The following is a 17917-nucleotide window of genomic DNA, read 5'->3' as shown; positions in this document are numbered from 1 at the left end:
CGCTCCTCCCTAACCCATGCCGCGCTGGATGAGGAAGGGCGGGCACACCCCGAGCGGCAGTGTCGTGGCGAAGGCCACGTCCTGGCTGCCCCAGGCCCGGCGCAACCGGATGCGCGACGTCTCCGCCGCCGACTCCGTGTGCGCGACCGCCTGCTTCAGCCTCTCCTCGTCGTCCACGGTCGCGGTGGTGTACAGGCTCACCTGCACGAGTCCCGCGCCGCGCGTCTCCTCCTGCGCCGCCTGGCGCGCGTAGGCGAGGTCCTGCCTGTCACGGGCGCTCACCCGGTGCCGCACGCGGGCGGACAGTTCGCTCTTGTACTGGGCCGCGGCGTTCTGCTGCTCCAGGGCGCGTGCGGCGGCCGCCGCGGGCCAGGGCCGGAACAGCAGGGTGGTCCGCTTGACCCAGCGGGTGGGGGAGAGCAGCTCGGCCAGCACGGTGCTGGTGACGTGCGTGCGCGGCGCCTCCTGCCAGATCCAGGAGACGCTGGTCCCGCTGTCGTGGGTGTAGCGGTCGTGGTGCACCTCGGCCTCGACGGGGGTGGCGTCGGTCCAGTCCAGCGTCCCGATGTCCTGGGGCTTGTCGTGCAGCATGGAGCTCAGGTCGTTGACGACCGTCGGGTCGTAGGCGGTGCGCACCATCGCGACGAGCTGTTCCGGGGTGGCCCGGCCCAGCACCGACACGCCGGTGCTGGCGAGGCTGGTCTCGATCTGGTTGAGGTAGCCGCTGATCTCCACGGCCGCCTGCATGCGGTCCCTGGGGGCCACGGGGAACTTGCGCGGATCGAAGGTGAGGCTGACCCGGGTCTCGACCTGGGCGCTGATCGTGGGGGAGTTGACGACCAGGTCGCGCATGATCTTCCTGGCCGCCGCGGGGGACTGCGGGTCGATGTCCGCCTCGACACTGCCGCGCAGGGCGCTGCCGGGGGCCGGCCGGGACTCGACGGTCACCGTGACCCACTGGACCCAGGGCATGTACCCGAGGGAGGCCAGCCACTGGTGCCAGTTGGCCACCCAGGTGTCGACGTCGGAGGATTCCGCCAGCCACACGGAGTTCGACGAGACCAGGACCGTCGCGGTCATGTGCCCCAGACGGCGGTTCCAGGCCAGTCCGAACCGGCCGCCCCTGCCGTCCTCGCAGGAGAGGAGGGCGACGGGCGCGAGGATACCGGGCAGTTGGAAGGCGCGCGGGTGCTCCACCATGACCCCCGCCCGGTAGCGGGTGTGCCCGAGGACCTTGGCCCACCACCACCGCAGCCGCGCCAGGAGGAAGGCCAGCAGCGACTCGCCGCGCACGGGCACCGCCGCGAACAGCAGGGCCACGGTCAGGATCGGCAGCAGGTAGAGGGCGAGCCTGGGCGCGAACATGCCGGACAGCATCAGCAGGACCAGGCCGCCGAGCAGGAACAGGGTGGCGTTGAGCCCCAGCCCGAACAGCCCGATGCTGCGTCGGCGGCGCCACCCTCCGTACGTGCGAACCACCTAGACCATCCTTCCGTCTGCTCCGTCGGCGAGCGATCCCGGTCCCGCTCCCTCCGGGGGCGCCGATCCGCCTCCGCCGGAGATGGAACCTCCCCCGTCCGCCACCAGGGACGCGCCGCCCGGCGCGTCCGCGCCTGGCGCCGCGCCGCCGGGGGCGTCGCCGCCCGAGGCGGGGCGCCCCCGCCCGGGGTGTCCGCGCCGTCCGCGCCGGACGCGACCGTCTGGCTGTACGACTGCTCCGAGCCGCTGACCGTCGAGCTGACGGACTCGGTCGCGCCGGAGGCCGCCGTGCCCGCGCCGCCGCCGTCGGCCCCGACCATGGCGCCCTCGGCGGCACCGGGACCCGCGTCGCCGGTTCCGGCGCCCCCGTCCCCGGAGCCGTTGACGCCTCCGGTGGCGGCGCTGTCCGCGCCGCCCGTCCCGCCCAGGGCGGAGAGCTGGCCGTTCTGCGTGCCCAGGGCCGCGGTCGCCGCGGCCCCCGATCCCGTGTCGGACGCGCTCGCGGCCATCACGGACCCGTCGCCGCCTGCTTCGGGACCGCCTGTTCCGTCGCCGCCTGTTCCGGGACCGCCCTCGTCGAGGTTGCGCGCGACGCCGGCGGCGCGTTCGTTGGCCCCGGCCGCGGCGGCCTGGGCTCCGCCCGTTCCGCCACTGGGGTTGGCGGCGTTGTTCATGGCGCTGGCCGGGTCGGCGTTGGTGCCGCCGCCCGTGCCGCCGCCTGCGCCACCGCCGCTTCCGCTTCCGCCGCCACCCCCGCCGCTGGTGAGGGCGTTGACCCCGCCCGCCGCGATGGCCAGCATCCAGACACTGCTAGAGCTCATGAGTTTCATCAGCACGGGCAGCGCGCCGGTGGCCAGCAGCATGATCGCCGCCCCGAGGAGGTATCTGCGAAGATCGTCCTCGTCGCCGTTCGCGTTGGCGAGGATGACCAGCCCGACCAGGTAGATCATCAGCAGGAGGGGTTTGTAGAGGAAGCAGGCGAACAACCAGCCGATGACCTTGGACAGGAGCTTCAGTCCCGGGATCATCGCGCTGGCCGCGGCCAGCGGCAGGAGGCAGGCGATGAGGTAGACGATGGAGTCCAGCATGGCGAGGACGATCAACTGCGCGTTCAGCCCGAGGATCAACGCGAGCCCGACCAGGGAGCCCAGAGCCCCCTCCGCGACCTCGTTGGTCCCGAAACCGAGGTCGATGCCGCTGGCGCCCACGCGGACGATGCTCGGGTAGACCTCCTTCGCGGATTCGAGGAAGGTGTCCTGGTCCCCGTACGTGCCGGTCTTGAGAACCATCCAGGTGAGCGCGCCGCTGAAGTTCCTCAGAGCGTAGATGAGGAAGAGCCCGCCGAACGTGACGACGATGACCGTCAGCAGGCCGCGGATCATGTCCAACATCGGGTCGAGCCGCCGGGTCCACAGCATGCGGACGGCCGCCAGCAGGATGCCCAGGGTCGCGAGGAACAGGACCAGTGGATTGAAGACGTCCTGGAGTTGCAGGATGCCCTGGTCGATCTGGAGGTTGGGGTTACCCGTTCCCCGGCGGTCCGCGTTGTAGATGGGACTGCTGAGTTCGCTGTCGATCAGGAGATCGAACATGCGCTCGATGATGCCTTGGAGGCTCTCCGTCACCCAGCCGTTGATGCGCTCCCCATCCACCCGCTCCACCCCTCTGTTCCTGGTCTGGCTTTCGTTCCCTGTCTGAAACCCTCGCTAGTCGTCCAGTTGGTCCGGACAGAAGTGGGCAGGCACCTTTTTTTTCGCGCTGATTGCCCTGTACCCAGTTCGGATATTGGGTGCAGGCGTAGTATCTCTGCATTCTGGTATGCGGCAATTCTGTTGGGTAATAATCCGGAATTTCTCCGGCGTCATCCAGCGGGTGATCCTTGCAGGCTGCGCTTCTTTCCCACCAGGATTCGGGAAGGTTGGGGCAGTGATACTTTTCCCAGGGCCAGTTGGCGGGTTCCATCAGATCAAGGTTGTCTGGTGTGCATGGGGACGCCTTGAAGCCGTTCGCGAATTCTCCGAAACTCGGCTCGTAACAGAAGTCGTAGCAGTCCTCCGCGCCGTCGTACGTGCAGCGCGGGTCGTTCGGCCCCGAGAGCGCGACGGTGTGGTTGAGTTGTTCGTACCCGTCGTCGTCGGGGCAGATGTAGTTGCCGTTGTCGGTTCGGAGAGCGCGTTGGCCGCACCCGGTTGATTCCCGTTCCTCCTGGGCCTGGCTTTGGACGAGTTCCTGGATGCTGGTGGAGACGTCTTCGGAGGGGTTGTGGAGGGAGCCCTGGAAGAGCATGGCGGTCAGGCTGCCGGATCCGATGATGAGGACGACGGCGAGGACGACGTAGGGCAGGTCCGCCATGCCGCGTGCGGCGATCCAGGGGTCGCCGGTGAAGTTGGCGTGGATCATGCGTCCGCCGACGATGATCAGCGCGAGGACGCCCAGGATCACGCCCACACCGGCCACGTAGCCCAGCAGATCGTTGCCGCTGGTCTCCAAGCTCGGTAGGGCGAGCGAGGCGTGTGCGGACCCCTCCGCCAGTTCTGATGACACCGTGTCCCCCTTGCCGGTCGTTTCCCGCCCGTTCAGACCCCGGCGAGCGTGGTGACCACGGAAACGGCGACCAGCATGAGGGAGACCCCCATGATGGTCCACACCACGCCGCCGACCCCGTCCGCGGCCATCTCGGACCGGCCGAGCTTTCCGACCGCCATCTTCCCCGCCGAGTAGAGGATGCCGATCACCCCGAGGACGACGACCACCCCCTGGGCCAGGTTGATGAATCGCGCGATCGGGTCGTCGTCCGACTGGCCGCTTCCGTTGCCCCACGCCGGCAGTTTCGGCTCCGGGTCCCACCGCACATCGGCGGGGAGCGCCGCGCTCAGGTGGACGGTGTCGGCGAGCAGGGGCAGGAGCCCGACCAGTGTCATCCGCCGCCGCCCAGGACATCGGCGACCGTCCGGATGACCGGGATGGCGACGAGCATCAGGGAGATGCCCATGACCGTCCACACCAGTCCGCCGACGCCGTCCGCGGCGAGGTCGGACCGGCCGAACTTGCCGATCGCCATCTTGCCCGCGGCGAAGAGGATGCCGATGATCCCGATGACGACGATGACGCCCTGGCCCCAGTTGATCACCTGCTCGATGGGGTTGGCGCTCCCGTTGAAGTCGGGCAGCTCGGGGCTGTTGTCCCAGTCGAAGCTTTCAGCGGGGAGCATGGCCGCGGTGTTGACCAGGTCACTCGCCTGAAGGAAGGTGTCCATACGTTTCCCGTTCTCCTCACCCCGTACCCTGTCGTGCCAGGGTCTGCGCGGCCGCCGCGTGGCAGGCGTTCCTGATCTGGTCCAGGGCCCGGCGGGCCCTGGACGGTAGTTTCACCCGGTCCGCGTCGGCGGCGTCCACGTAGCGCAGCGACGGGACGAAGGGGAACCGCACGAGGCGCCCCACCCTGTCCCGTACCAGTCCCAGACGCGCGGCGGACTCCGAGGGTTCTGGTCCGGCGCCGTCCGCCACGACCGCCAGGGCCGCGGGACGCACGCCGTTTCGTTCGAGGACGTTGAGGACGTCCGCCGCCCGTGCCGTCGAGGCGACGCTGTTTCGGCAGGTCAGGACCAAGGGGCGACCGAAGGTGTCGATCTCTCCGCGCTCGGCCGTGTACGCGCCGAGCTCCCAGGGCGTGTTCAGCAGGACCCGCAGCGTGGTGGTGGCGGCCCCGCCGTGGCAGCCGAGCACGACCATCTCCCTGGCCCAGCCCGGAAGCGCCCCGCCCAGCGGCTCCCGCGCCGCGGCGCTGTCGGTTCCACGCCTCGCCATGGGCTCCCCCCGTCCGCGTCGTGCACGTGTCGTCCCCGGTCGGGTCGACGCGGGGACCTCGCGGACACGTTGATGCCAGCAGTACCGTGAGGCCGGGTCCGGGACCGGACGGCAGGCAATATATACCGGCCCGAGCGGAAGAGGATCAAGTGGCCCTCGGCGTCACGATTACTTTGCGTGGCGGAAGGTGCTCGAAGGCGAGAAAGAAAGCGAATAAATCACGTTCTCATTCGCGAACTGAAGGGGTCCGTTCGACTCTGTTCAGTGATGAGTCGTGGTCAACGCCGTGGAACCTTCCGGCCGAGCCTGCCGGTTCCCGCCCGTCGGGTGAACGGTGCTCGCGCACCTTTGATCAAACCGTTAAGAATGATCGCTCATCGTCACGGTTTCGGATTCCCAGGCCGCTTGCATTTCGGATTCTTCGCAGGTACGGATGGTGCGTTCGTGTCCGCATTCTCGACGAGTGGGTGCCCATGATCAGAGTGGTGGGTCCGGCATGAGCGACTTCGGCGGGGGTTCCCGGGAGAAGACGATCGTGTTCGGGATCGTCGCGGTCCTGGTCGTCGCCCTGGTCTTCCTGGGCTTCCAGCTTCTGCCGGGTTCGGACGACGGGCCGGCGTCCGAACCCGGGACCGCGGCCCCCGAGGCCCTCGGCGCCGGCGGCGGCAGCGTCGACGACGTCATGTCCCTGCTGCCCTACTCGGAGGCCGAACTCGCGACCGGGGCCGAGGTCGCACGGGACTTTATGGCGGCCTACCACGAGGTCGTCCCCGACGAGTCCGCCCAGGAGCGGCTGGACCGCCTCTCACCGATGCTCTCCGAGGAGTTCTTCGGCACCGTGGAGAACCTCGTCCTCACCACCCCGAACAGTGCCGTCGACCGGGACCCGCAGCGGACCAGCACATCGGCTGAGGTCACGGGGATCCGCAACATCGGCGCCGGATCGGTCATCTACGAAGTGCGGGTGCGGTTCCTGACCGACACGGGGGACGACGGCGGGAACGACCCCGTCTCCTACGCGGTCACCACGGTGCCCGAGGACGGCGGTTGGACCGTCTACGCCTTCCAGGACGCCGCCATCGGGAACGACGGTGAGGCCGCGTGAGCGGCGTCCGGGCCGATGAGAACACCGCCCTCAGAATCTGGTCACGCATGCGCGGCTTCCTGCTTCCCCCGCGCGGCCGCGACGGCGACCGGGGCGCCGCGCCCGCCGCCGCGCGCGTGGGCGGCGGTGTCACGGGACTCGCGGTCATGGCGGGCATCGCCTTCGTGTCGACCATGTGCGGACCCGGGGGCGCCACGGCGAGCGACTTCGGCACGGCGGGCTCGGGGAACCCCTCATCGGGCGTCATCCAGGCGTCCGCGTCGTCCTCGGGGGAGTCGATCACGATCAACAGCCACGGAGAGAACGGGAGCCGCGAGTACGACAAGTCCATCCGGGTCGATATCCCCGAGGACATCCTGCGTTTCCATCGCGCGGCGGCCGATGCCTACAAACTTCCCTGGGAACTCCTCGCCGCGGTCGGTGCGGTCGAGACTCAGAACGGCTCCTACCCCGGAGTCAGGGACAGGGGTACGCGCAACTCCGCGGGAGCGGCCGGGATCCTCCAGTTCGGGGTCGCCGACCTGAACGGCGGGAACGTCCTCGCCGCGGGCAACGCCTGGGGAGGCAAACCGGACCAGCGGGTCTCCCAGCGGGCCGAGCACTACGATGTCGGCGAAATCCCGACCCGTGGCGTGCAGTACTTCGGTATCGACGGCAACAACGATGGTCGGGTCAACGTCTGGGACTCGCAGGACAACATCGTCTCGGGCGCGTTCCGGCTCGCGTACTACGCCCAACTCGCTAAGAACGGCTCCAAGGACCCGATGGTCGCGAGGTGCCGTCCGCTCGACCTGGACCCCACCGAATGCACGCTCTACGTGCACAACAACGCCCCGTGGTACGTGGCCCAGGTGTTGGACGTGATGGAGTACTACAGCAACTCCGGCATCGCCCCGACATCGCCTTCCCTCAGCATCCAGGCCGCCTCCTTCGGGAGCGAAGGCGAGGACTGCTCCGAGGGCGGAGGCGTCAACCAGGCCGCCTACCTGGGCAACGCGGGACCGGCGCACCGGGGCGCGATCGAATTCGCCCGGAGCAAGATCGGGCTCCCCTACGTCTGGGGCGGGGTGGGGCCCAACGGTTACGACTGCTCAGGACTGGTCATGGCCGCGTGGAACTCGGTGGGAGTGCAGATACCCCGGACGACCTTCGCCCAATGGCAAGGCGGTCAACCACCCTCCACGTGGGACGGCGCGGACGTCGCAGTGGTGCTGGACGGGACCCTTGACATCGACGCCCTCCAACCGGGGGATCTCCTCTACTTCCACTACTCCGGGCAGTCCCCGTCCCATATGGGGATGTACGTCGGCGGCGGTCGGATGATCCATGCTCCGCGCACGGGCCAGAACATCACCGAGGTGTCGATCGACACCGACCAGTACCGGCGGGTCTTCATCGGCGCCATTCGCATCTCGCCGGACTCCTCCGACAGCGGTGGCGGAAACGACACCTTCGACGCGTGACGGGTGTCCCGCACGCGCCGGAGCACGATTGAAAGGACGTTCACCATGGCAGCTCCGATTCTCGCGGGCCTCGCGGGCGCCGCGCTCCGATTCGTCGGTCAAAGGGCCCTCATGCCCGCGCTCCGTTGGGTCGGTTCCAAGGGCGCGACGTGGCTCGCCGCCCGGGGCGGCTGGAAGGGCTTGGGCAAGAGTGTGGGCAGGGGCCTGCTGACGGGTGCGCTCAAGTTGTTGGGCAAGGGGCTCGGCGCGCTTCCCGGCCTGGGAACCGGCGCGGTCGGCGCGATCGCGGCGGCGGGGGCGGCCGGGCTCAAGGACAATCCGTTCACGGCGCTCGCCGCGCTGATGACGTCCGCGGCGCAAGGAGGGGCCGCGCAGTCCCCAACGGGCGCTCGCGGCGCCCTAGACAAGTTGGAACTGAGAAGGGTGGCCGCGGGGACAACCTGACACCAACGCCACCCCTTCGCCCACCACGGGAGCGCACCCCTGACCCCGGGCCTTCCCCAGCTCACGACGATCGCGGTACCCTCACCCCGGTGAGTGCCCTCACGCGCGCTCCCGCCGCCCTCCCTCCCCTCGCCGGAGTCGGCGGCGCCCGCTCCCACCACCCTCCACCATCCTTCGCGGAAAGACCCACCCTCTGTGAACACCCCTGCTCTCCCGGCTCAGACCGCACCGGTGACGGCGGACGAGGCCGTGCTCATCGCGGACGAGTTCGACGGCATGGTCTCCTCCGTCGGGTCGGCGGTCCTCGGCAAGACCGACGTCGTGCGCCTGGCCCTGGTCGCCATGCTCTCCCAGGGCCACATCCTGCTGGAGGACGTCCCCGGCACCGGCAAGACCACACTCGCCCGTGCCATCGCCGCCAGCGTGGCCGGAGCCTGGCGGCGGATCCAGTTCACCCCCGACCTGCTGCCCTCCGACGTCACCGGTGTCACGGTCTTCAACCAGGCCACGCGTGAGTTCGAGTTCCACCCCGGGCCGGTCTTCGCCAACGTCGTCGTCGCCGACGAGATCAACCGGGCCTCGCCCAAGACCCAGTCGGCGCTGCTGGAGGTCATGGAGGAGGGCACGGTCACCGTGGACGGCAACGCCTACGCGGTGCCCTCGCCGTTCCTGGTGGTGGCGACCCAGAACCCGGTCGAGATGTCGGGCACCTACCGGCTGCCCGAGGCGCAGCTCGACCGGTTCCTCATGCGGCTGTCCCTGGGGTACGCGGACACCGCCGCCGAACTCGCGATCATCCGCGGCGACCGGCTGACCTCGCCCGGCGACCTCGACCCCACCTGCGACGCCGAGCGGGTGGACCGGTTGCGCGGGGCGGCCGCTCGCGTGCACGTCCACGACGCGATCTACGAGTACGTCCTGCGCGTCGCGCACGCCACCCGCACGGACCCGGCGCTGAGCGTGGGCCTGTCCACCCGGTCGACGGTGGCCATGGCGCACGTGATGCGCATGCTGGCGCTCACCTCGGGCCGTCCGCACGTCGAGCCCGAGGACGTCAAACTCCTCGCCCAGCCGGTGTGGGCGCACCGCCTCGTGCTGTCGCCGGAGGCCTCGGTCGGCGGCCGGACCGGCGCCGACGCCTGGCGGAGATCCTGCGGGAGACCCCGGCGCCCGCGCCGCGGGACTCGGGAGCCCCGGCGGGCCGCTGATGCCGACGACTCGGGGATGGCTCGTCGTCGGGGCGGGAGTCCTCCTGCTCGTCGTCGGGGTGGTCTCGCAGTACCAGGAGGTCGCGCTGCTCGGCGGTGTGGCGGTGACCGTGGCGGTGCTGGCCGTGCTGGTGGTCGGGCGTCCCGCCGCCGTGCGCGTGCGGCGGTCGGTCCCCGTCGTGCGGACCTCACCGGGCGCGGCCGTGCGCGTCTCGCTCCAGGTGAGCAACACCGGTCGGCGGGCGTTGCGGATCACGGAGCGCGTGCGCGCCGCAGACGGTGAGCGGCCGGTGCCGCTGCGTCTCCTGGCCGGGCGGGCCTCGGCCGAGGCCGAGTACCGGATCGCGGCCTCGCGCAGGGGGGTGGTCGAACTCGGCCCCCTCCGGTCCGGGCGCTCCGACCCGCTCGGCCTGGCCGCCGCGCGCCGCGACCACGGAGAGGCCGACCGGCTCTGGGTGCACCCGCGTTGGGAGTACCTGCGCACGATCCCCATCGGCCGGGTGGCCGACCCGGACGGCGCCGCGGACGGCTCCCCGGCCGGGACGCTGACCTTCCACACCCTGCGGGACTACGTGCGGGGGGACGACCTGCGCCACGTCCACTGGCGCAGTTCCGCGAGGCTGGACAAGCTCGTCGTGCGCGAGTACATCGACACCTCCAGGACACGGGTGTGCGTCATCGTCGACGACCGGCCCACGCCCGGGGGCGAGGAGCGCCTGGACGAGGTCGCGGGCGCCGCCGCGTCCATCCTGGCCACCGGCGTCCGTTCGTCGCTGCACTGCGAACTCCGCCTGGCCGGCGGCGGCGCCAGGGAGAGCACGGGCGGGCTGCCCCCGCTGCTCGACCTGCTCGCCGAGGCGCGGACCTCGCCGGGGGCCGACCTGCACGCCGCACTGACCCTCGCCCGCACGCGTCCCGCCGGGGACACCGCCATCCTGGTGAGCGGCGCTCTCGACGGCGCCGACCTGCGGTCGTTCGCGCGGCTCGCCGACCGCTACGCGGGCCTGGTCGCGGTGGTCGTCGGCGCGGAGGAACGCCCCGCCGCTCCCGCCGACGTCACCCTGCTCACCGCCGGTGACGCGGCCGGGTTCGCCGACCGCTGGAACGAGGCGCCATGGTCACGGTGACCGCGCCGCGAGCCCGGGAGGAGACGCGGCCGACGGCCGGGCCCGCCACGGGCTCCGCTCCCGGGCCGGGCCCGGCTCCGGCGGGCGGCGTCGGACCGCTCGCCGTCCTGGGACTGTTCCTGGCCTCGGCCGCCGGCGGCGTGGTGATCGCCCCCGGCTACGCGGTGCCCGCGAACGTCTACGCGGTGGTGGTCTCCAGCGCCCTCCTCGGCGTCGTGGCGACCCTTCTGCTGCGGCGGCGCGTGTCGGCCTCCCTCGCACTCCTGGCCGGGCTGCCGCTGCCGCTGGCTGCCGTGGCGGCGTGCGCGCTGTGGCTGCCCGGCGAGGGGACCGGGGTGTGGCGGTCGGCCGGGGAGGCGATCCTGCACTCGGGGGCGCGGATCCTCACCAGCACGGCGCCCACCCCGGCGAACGTGGACACCCTGGCGCTGCCCCTCCTGGCGACCTGGCTCACCGCCGCCGCCTCCGCCCTCGCCTGGTGCGGACGCCGCCGGGCGCTCGCCCTGCTGCCGGGACTGCTGCTGTTGGTCGGGGCGGCCGTGCTCAACGGACCCGTCGCGCCGCCCGGGTTCCTCGCGATCGGCATGCTCACGGTCGCGGCGGCCGTCGTCATGTCGGCCCCCCGGTCCGAGGCCGGCCGGGGGGCCGCGTCGGATCCGGCCGGACTGACCATCGAGGTGGACACCCCCGGCGAGACGTCCCCCGCACGGTGGACGCGCGCGGTGGCCACGGGGGCGCTCGCGACGCTGACGGCCGCCGCCGCGGTGTTCGCGGGTCCGCTCCTGCTCGCCGGATGGGACGCCGAACCGGAGGACCCGCGCGAGGCGCTGACCCCGCCCATGCGCCCGAGGCGGCGCTCAACCCGCTCGGCTACCTCTCCGGGTGGGCCGCCGACGCCGACGAACCGCTGCTCACGGTCACCTCCGACGACCCCGTCAGCCTCCGGTGGGCCACTATGTCCGACTTCACCGGCACCACCTGGCTGCCCGAGGCGGGCTACCGCGCCGCGGGCCAGGCGTTGCCCGAGCCGGTGCCGCCGCTGCCGCACGCCGCCGAGAGGGGTGTGGAGATCGCCGTGGGGGAGGACCTGCCGGGCAGTTGGGCGCCGGTCGTCGGCGTCCCCCGGAGCATCGACCTGCCGTCACCGGGATACGACGCGTTCACGGGCACGGTGGTGAACATGGACGGTCCGGTGGCCGGAACCACGTACCAGGTCGTCGGCGAGGTCCCCGACTGGCGGGCGGACGAGCTGGAGAGGGCCACCACACCCGTGGGAGGGGTCTTCGACGCCTACCGCGAACTCCCGGAGGGCGCGCCGCCGATCCTCAACGAGGTGGTCGCGGCGGTCGCCAGCCAGGGGGCACCCTACCAGCGAGCCACCGCCCTGGCGGAGTACGTGCGCGAGTCGCACACCTTCGACCCCCAGACCCCGGGGGGCCACGGGTACGCGAACGTCGCCGCGGTCCTCGCCGCACCCGGGGAGCCCGGGGGCGGCGGCACCTCCGAGCAGTTCGCCAGCGCCTTCGCCATGCTGGCCCGGGCCGCCGGACTGCCCAGCCGCGTCGCAGTCGGCTTCGGCCCGGGAACGGACGAGGGGCGCGGCACGCACACGGTCCGCACGGGGGACGCCGTGGCCTGGGGCGAGGTCTACTTCGAGGGCGTGGGATGGGCGCCGTTCTCGGTGACGCCCGGGGAGGAGGGCGCGGACGCGCGCAGGAGACGGCCCGGGACACCTCCGATCCGGAGGAGGCCGAGGACACCCGGGACCGGGAGGCTCCGCGGGACGAGCCCTCAGACGCGGCGGAGGATGACGGCGAGGAGTCACGGGCCCCGTGGTGGGTGGCGGCCTCGATCGTGGGCGTCGCGCTCGCGGCCGTGCTCGCGGTTCCGGTGCTGCGGCTGCTGCGGGGGCGGCGCCGCCTTCGGTCGGGCACCCCCGACCGGCGCGTCCTCGGTGCGTGGCGGGAGCTGCGCGACGCCCTGCGCCTGTGCTCGGTCACCCCGCCGCCGGGGAACACGGTCAGCGACACGGTGGCCCTGGTCACGGACCTGCTGCCCGCGCGCGCCCGGGGGTGGGCCGAGGTGGACCTGGGATGGCTCGGCCGCGCGGTCAACCGCGTCGCGTTCTCCCCCGGCGTGGCCGTCACCGAGGCGCAGGCGTCGTCCATCGTCGAGGGAGTCCGCCGCCAGACGCGGGAGCTGCGGCTCAGCCGGGGCCGCGCGCGGGCACTCGCCTGGTGGTTCGACCCCCGGCCGCTGCTGTGGCGGGACCGGTGAGTCGTCGCCGCGGCCGTGCGCCGGGGTTAGGGACTGGGGAGAGGGGAGGGGCCTCGTGAGCGGTGCGCCGCGCGGAGGCAGCCTGGTGCCGGGATTCCACTCGTTGGAGGTCCTGCACCGCGGCTCGGCCTCGACCGTCTACCGGGCATTGCCGGACGGCGGTGAGGAGCCGGTCGCCGTCAAGGTGATGCGCGACGTGGACGGCGCGGCCGAGGCCGCGCGGCTGCGCGAGCTGTCCGGCCTGCCGGGAGCGGTGCCGGTGGTCGGCGACGGGCGCACGACGTCGGGACGGCCCTTCGTGGCCATGGCCCTCGTCGACGGCGGCGACTACGGGGCTGCCCTGCGCGGCCGTTCGCCGCTGCCGGTCGACGAGGTCGTGGGCGTGGGCGTGGCCGTCGCGGAGGCGCTGGGGGCCGTGCACGCCCTGGGGCTGCTGCACCACGGGGTGGAGCCGGGCAACCTGTTGGCGGTGGACGGGGGCGCCGTGCTCGCCGACGCGGGCGCGGTCCTGCCCGTCGACGCGGTTCCACCCGCCACGGGGCTCGACGCGCACGCCGTGCGGCACGCCCCTCCTGAGGCGCTGCGGGCCGAGCCGCACTCGGCGGCCTCCGACGTCTACCGGCTGGCGGCCACCCTGTGGACGCTGCTGGCCGGGCACGGGCCCTTCGACGACCCGGAGTCGGACGACCCGTTCCGGTGCCGCGAGCGCGTGCTCGGCGAGGCGCCGCCGCGGCTTCCCCGCGAGGACGTGCCCGCCGCCCTGGAGGCGGCCTGGGCCGCGCTCTGGCCAAGGAGCCGTCCGAGCGGTTCGCCAGCGCCGCCGGTTTCGCCGAGGCACTGGCCGAGGCGGTCGCTCCCGGTGCGGCCGACGTCGGGCACGTGGTGCCCGGCGAGGCGGCATCGCCGTCCCCCGGTGGGCGGGCCCCTGCCTCTGGTGGGGCCGAGGAGTCCTCGGAGGCGGGTGGGGACCGCCGTTCCGGGGAGGCAGAGTCCGGCCCGGTGCGTCCTGTCGGGCCGGCCGCCGCCGTTGGTGGGCCTGAACCGGAGGCGCTTCCCGAGCCCGAGGCCGACGCGGGGGCTGTCGGTGCCGCAGGTGAGCCCGAGGCGCGCGCGTGGTGGGAGACCGACGAGGGCGCGCACCGGGTAGCCGGGGCGGACGCCCCCGACACCGGCTCGGCGGCCGACCGGAGCGAGGACGGACCCTCCGACCGCGACCGGGCGACCCGTGGGGCACAGGGCGGTCACGCCCCCCGGCCGTCGTCGCCGCCGAACCGCGTGCCCGCACCCGCCGACGACCCCTGGGCCGGGCTGGACGTCTGGTCGGGCCCTTCGCCCAGGCAGGAGCCCCCGCCGCCGCGCTCACCCGGGTTCGGGGACGCGGGCGGGGCCCGGCGTCCCGTCCCGCCCACCGGGTGGGAGCCGCCGCGGACGCGCGTGCGGGCGGCCCCGACACCGAGTCGACGGTGGCCCCTCTACGCCGCCGTCGCGGGGGCGGCCTTGGTGCTCGCCGTCGTGGCCGCAAGCGTCGTGGTCCTCCTCCGGTCCGGCGCTGAGACCGGTCCGTCCGTGGCCGACCCCTCCACCTCGCCCTCCGACGACGCGTCGAACGCGCCGCGGGCCTCCGTGGTCGCCGAGGCGGCGCCGACCGGCGTCGAACTGGAGGACTCCGGAGCCACGGTCGTGCTGGCCTGGGAGGACAACACCGAGGGGGAGGCGGCGCACCACGTCGTCGGAGGACCGATCGGCAGCGTCCCCGCCTCGCTCGCCGCCGTGGCGCCCGGGGAGACCGAGGCCGCGGTGGACGGGCTCGACGCCGGTGAGGACTACTGCTTCACCGTCATCGCGGTCGTCAGCGTGGACGAGGTCGCCTACTCCGACGAGGTGTGCACCGGCCGGAACTGACCCTTCCCCGCCGCGTCAGGTGCCGCAGTTGGTGCCGATCAGAGCCGTGGACTGGTCGCCGACGGCCCCTGTCGTGTCCACGCAGATGCCCCGCGCCGCGACGTAGACGGGCCCGGCGTGCTGGCCGTTCCCCGATGAGCCCCATCGCGCGGTGCCGTCGTTGCCGGTCTGGCGCAGGCCGACGTCCACGTACGTGGGGCCCACGCCCGTGTTGACGGTCACGGCGCAGTTGTAGCCGGTGGTGTTGTTGTAGAAGAGGTACAGGGTGCCTGCGCCGCCCGGGATCGCCGCACTGTTGACCTGGCCGAACGTACCGCCCCCACCTGGGTTGCCGCCGTTGCACAACGCGGCCGGGTCCGCCGCCTGGACGACTGTGGCCGAGGTCATGACGAGGACCGACGCAGCGACGGCGACCGCGCCGACCGCACTCGTCCAGACGCGTCCGCGAGACTTCCTCGGTGCCACCGCCGCCTCCTCGCGGGTGTCGTGTGTCGTCGGCATCAGCTGAACTCCTGTACGCAGGAACTGGGACTGGACGCGGAACCGTCGCTCTCGGCGCCGTCGGCGCCGATCGCCCGCACGGTGAAGGAGTAGCAGCGTCCGCCGCCCCGGGTGAACGTGTGCGAGGTGCCCGTGACGGTGACCGGGCTCAGGTTCGCTCCGCCGCCGCCCGCGGGCGTGATCCGGTACTGGGTCGCGTTCTCCGCGGCGGTCCAGGTGACCGTGACCTGGTTGCCGTTGACGGAGTGGCTGACGTTGCCCGGGTCGCCGACGGTCAGTGCGTTCATGGTGAGCGGGGCGCTGGTGGCCGACCCGCCCGCGACACCGCCTTGGCCCCGGGCGGTGACGGTGAAGGTGTAGGTCTGTCCCGGGGTCAGCCCGGTGATCTCCACCGAGGCGCCCGTGGAGGTCCGGTCGCTGGGCGCGGCCCCGCCGCCGGTGTTGGCGGTGGTGACCAGGTAGTCGGTGGCGTTGTCGGCGGCCTGCCAGGTGACGGTCGCCGAGTCGTTGCCGGAGGCCTGCGCGGTGACGGCGGCGGGGTCGCCGGGCGTGGCCGCGTTCGGAGTGACCTGCGTGGTCTGTGCGGCCGGGCCGGTGCCGAACTCGTTGGTCGCCGTCACCCGGAAGCGGTAGGCGGTGCCGTTGGTCAGGCCGTCGATCCGCGCCTCCAGCTCCGTGCCGGGGACGGTGGTCGACCCGCCCGTCCAGGTGATCGAGTACCTGTCGACCGGCGCGTCGGGCGAGTAGGCCTCGGGCCAGCTCAGGGTGACCGATCCGTCCCCGGACGTGGCGGTGACGGGTGCCGGGGCGCCCGGCGGCACGCCGGGGTCGGGCTCGTCGTCCTGGTCGTCCTGGTCGTCCCGTGGGGGGTCGGTCTCGCCGGGGTCGGGAGCGGGTGTCTCGGGCCGCTCCGGGGTGGGAGACGGCGGGCCGTCTGGCGCCGCCGGGCCGTCTGGGGCCTCGGGGGCGTCGGGTGCCGCTGGGGCCTCGGGCGCGTGGTGACGGGCGTCTCGGGTCGGGGGGCGTTCGGAGCGGGCGGCGTGACGTCGCCCGGTCGGGGATCCCTGGGAGTGGGGTCCTCCTCGTCCTCGTTCTCCTCCCCCGTGCCGGGCGGCCGGGCGGTCTTGTCGATGACGGTGGCCTGGCCCTCGGGGTCGACGACCGCCGCCACCCCGGAGTCGGGTGCGTTGATGTACAGGTTCCCCTCGCGGGTCTCCAGTTCCAGGGGTCCCTCGGCGCCGGTCAGGCTGATCGGGTTCAGTTCCTTCCCGGTGGCGTCGAAGGCGCGCACGGTGGCCTCGTCCTCGTAGGGGACGTACAGGCGGCCCTCGTAGGGGACCGCGACGCCGCCGCCCTCGCGGCCGGTCGAGAAGCTCCCGACCCGGCCCGCTCCGCCCGGGTCCCGCACGGTGACGATCTCGCCGGACGCGGGCAGCGTGACGGCGGCCAGGTCGCCTCGGGTGCGTTCCGGAACCTCGGCTCCCTCCAGGGGGATCGGCGAGGTGAGGACCCGGGGTTCGCCGCGGCCGTTGACGGCCACCATGGTCTCCCCGGTCCGGTCGACCGTGAGCACGCCGCCGTCCAGGACCGTGACGGCGATGTCGGCGCCCGGGTCGGCCACCGACACCGTCTGCTCGATGGTGGCCTCCCCCTCCTGGACGGTGACCCCCACGACCGTTCCCTGGGTGGGCACGCCGAGCCAGAGGGTGTCGGAGTCGTCGAAGGCGCCGCCCGCCAGCGGGGCCGGGATCCTCAGCAGGGGCCCCGTGGGCTGGAGGGTCGCGGGGTCGACCGCCCGGACCTCGCCGCCCTCGTGGTCGATGACCACTGCGGTCTCCTCGCCGAGCGTCAGGCTGAAGTCCCCGCCCGCGCCCAGGTCGAGGACGCCGGAGAAGCCCATCTCCCGCAGGTCCACGGAGGTGACCCGGCCGCTGACGGGGTCGAACAGGAGCAGGTAGTCGTCGTTCTGGCTGACCCTGACCCGGCTGCCCGAGGACTCGGGCAGCGCGGCGACGAGATCGATCTGCGCGTTGTTTCCGTTGACGCGGACGGCCTCTCCCAGGGGGCCGCTCCAGAGCCACACGGCGCCGTCGGACATCTCGTCGGCGCGTCCCATGGCCCCGGCGCGAAGACGGTGCTCAGGAGCGCGGCGCCCAGCACCGAGACCAGCAGTCCGGGGGAGCTGGCCTTGGCGCGGCGTCCGAGCGCCGCGATCGCGCGGCGCGGGGAACGGCGGCGAGGTGGAGTGGGATCCGACACGGGGGTGGTGGGTTGATCCACCATTCTGGGCTCCCTTGGGCGAGTGGCTCGTTCAGGGCCGTCGACGGAGAGGACACTCTCAGCGCCTCGCGGCGCGCCGGCGGGGGCAGGGGCCGGTGGAGGGCAGGGGCGTGAGTTGTCTACCAGGGTTCGCACAGGTGCGTCAATACGTGGTCCGGAGTCCCGGAAGTGCCGTGTGCGGGGGTCTGACGGGTTCGTCAGTAGGACTCCCGAAATCTCCGGTCGGTTCACGTGAACGTTGTGTACTTGTGAGGCATCTGTTGATCGAGGGGCGTTATGTCGCTCTCGTGCTCTCACGCGACCGGCCCCCGGCGCCGCCGTGCCC

General features: G+C 72.7%; 17 protein-coding genes and 2 pseudogenes. 10 read left to right on the top strand and 9 right to left on the bottom strand.

Annotated features, from left to right (window positions below):
- Positions 1–9: 9 nt before the first annotated feature.
- From BJF83_RS12580 to BJF83_RS12555, 6 genes are read right to left on the bottom strand one after another with little or no spacing between them, the layout of a single operon-like run.
- On the bottom strand, positions 10–1479 hold the full coding sequence (locus tag BJF83_RS12580; protein WP_075926427.1) for an SCO6880 family protein: 1470 nt from the start codon (positions 1477–1479) through the stop codon (positions 10–12).
- On the bottom strand, positions 1377–3071 hold the full coding sequence (locus BJF83_RS12575) for a hypothetical protein (RefSeq protein WP_083678511.1): 1695 nt from the start codon (positions 3069–3071) through the stop codon (positions 1377–1379). The genes BJF83_RS12580 and BJF83_RS12575 overlap by 103 nt, the downstream gene beginning before the upstream one ends.
- Complete coding sequence (locus BJF83_RS29035; protein WP_262391499.1) at positions 3001–4023, bottom strand: TrbC/VirB2 family protein; 1023 nt, start codon at positions 4021–4023, stop codon at positions 3001–3003. The genes BJF83_RS12575 and BJF83_RS29035 overlap by 71 nt, the downstream gene beginning before the upstream one ends.
- A gap of 32 nt (positions 4024–4055) precedes the next feature.
- Positions 4056–4400: a hypothetical protein gene (locus BJF83_RS12565; protein ID WP_075926426.1), complete on the bottom strand. Its 345-nt coding sequence runs from the start codon at positions 4398–4400 to the stop codon at positions 4056–4058.
- Positions 4397–4735, bottom strand: a complete 339-nt coding sequence (locus BJF83_RS12560; RefSeq protein WP_075926425.1) for a hypothetical protein — start codon at positions 4733–4735, stop codon at positions 4397–4399. Before BJF83_RS12560 ends, BJF83_RS12565 begins: the two co-directional genes overlap by 4 nt.
- 16 nt (positions 4736–4751) lie before the next feature.
- On the bottom strand, positions 4752–5285 hold the full coding sequence (locus tag BJF83_RS12555) for a hypothetical protein (protein ID WP_262391498.1): 534 nt from the start codon (positions 5283–5285) through the stop codon (positions 4752–4754).
- 496 nt (positions 5286–5781) lie between these two features.
- Between BJF83_RS12555 and BJF83_RS12550 the strand changes: the two genes are divergently transcribed.
- The 10 genes and pseudogenes from BJF83_RS12550 to BJF83_RS26745 all read left to right on the top strand — a co-directional run bounded on the left by BJF83_RS12550 (position 5782) and on the right by BJF83_RS26745 (position 14811).
- Entirely contained in the window at positions 5782–6390 is a 609-nt protein-coding gene (locus BJF83_RS12550; protein WP_075926424.1) for a hypothetical protein, read from the top strand.
- Between the two features lie 47 nt (positions 6391–6437).
- Entirely contained in the window at positions 6438–7853 is a 1416-nt protein-coding gene (locus tag BJF83_RS12545; protein WP_262391497.1) for a bifunctional lysozyme/C40 family peptidase, read from the top strand.
- A gap of 45 nt (positions 7854–7898) precedes the next feature.
- Positions 7899–8297: a hypothetical protein gene (locus BJF83_RS12540; protein ID WP_075926445.1), complete on the top strand. Its 399-nt coding sequence runs from the start codon at positions 7899–7901 to the stop codon at positions 8295–8297.
- 249 nt (positions 8298–8546) lie between these two features.
- A pseudogene (locus tag BJF83_RS12535) lies at positions 8547–9505 on the top strand (AAA family ATPase).
- Positions 9506–9768: 263 nt separating this feature from the next.
- On the top strand, positions 9769–10632 hold the full coding sequence (locus BJF83_RS12530; protein WP_262391495.1) for a DUF58 domain-containing protein: 864 nt from the start codon (positions 9769–9771) through the stop codon (positions 10630–10632).
- Entirely contained in the window at positions 10620–11810 is a 1191-nt protein-coding gene (locus BJF83_RS29030; RefSeq protein WP_262391494.1) for a hypothetical protein, read from the top strand. Before BJF83_RS12530 ends, BJF83_RS29030 begins: the two co-directional genes overlap by 13 nt.
- 2 nt (positions 11811–11812) lie before the next feature.
- Positions 11813–12250, top strand: a pseudogene (locus BJF83_RS29025) (transglutaminase-like domain-containing protein); the annotation flags it as partial.
- A gap of 47 nt (positions 12251–12297) precedes the next feature.
- On the top strand, positions 12298–12909 hold the full coding sequence (locus BJF83_RS29020) for a hypothetical protein (RefSeq protein WP_262391503.1): 612 nt from the start codon (positions 12298–12300) through the stop codon (positions 12907–12909).
- Between the two features lie 55 nt (positions 12910–12964).
- Positions 12965–14056, top strand: a complete 1092-nt coding sequence (locus BJF83_RS12520; RefSeq protein WP_075926421.1) for a protein kinase — start codon at positions 12965–12967, stop codon at positions 14054–14056.
- Positions 14057–14184: 128 nt separating this feature from the next.
- On the top strand, positions 14185–14811 hold the full coding sequence (locus BJF83_RS26745) for a fibronectin type III domain-containing protein (RefSeq protein WP_143831862.1): 627 nt from the start codon (positions 14185–14187) through the stop codon (positions 14809–14811).
- A gap of 15 nt (positions 14812–14826) precedes the next feature.
- On the opposite strand, the gene BJF83_RS12515 is transcribed toward BJF83_RS26745, so the two are convergent.
- The 3 genes from BJF83_RS12515 to BJF83_RS29010 are packed head-to-tail and all read right to left on the bottom strand — an operon-like array spanning position 14827 to position 17428.
- Complete coding sequence (locus BJF83_RS12515; protein ID WP_075926420.1) at positions 14827–15312, bottom strand: spore-associated protein; 486 nt, start codon at positions 15310–15312, stop codon at positions 14827–14829.
- Entirely contained in the window at positions 15312–16133 is an 822-nt protein-coding gene (locus tag BJF83_RS29015; RefSeq protein ID WP_075926419.1) for a fibronectin type III domain-containing protein, read from the bottom strand. The genes BJF83_RS12515 and BJF83_RS29015 overlap by 1 nt, the downstream gene beginning before the upstream one ends.
- Positions 16073–17428, bottom strand: a complete 1356-nt coding sequence (locus BJF83_RS29010) for a hypothetical protein (protein WP_262391493.1) — start codon at positions 17426–17428, stop codon at positions 16073–16075. Before BJF83_RS29010 ends, BJF83_RS29015 begins: the two co-directional genes overlap by 61 nt.
- Between the last annotated feature and the right edge of the window lie 489 nt (positions 17429–17917).

The organism is Nocardiopsis sp. CNR-923, from assembly GCF_001942255.1.
Taxonomy (GTDB): Bacteria; Actinomycetota; Actinomycetes; order Streptosporangiales; family Streptosporangiaceae; genus Nocardiopsis.
The sequence above is the reverse complement of the archived record's forward strand: the minus strand, read 5'-3'. Positions and strand labels throughout refer to the sequence as shown.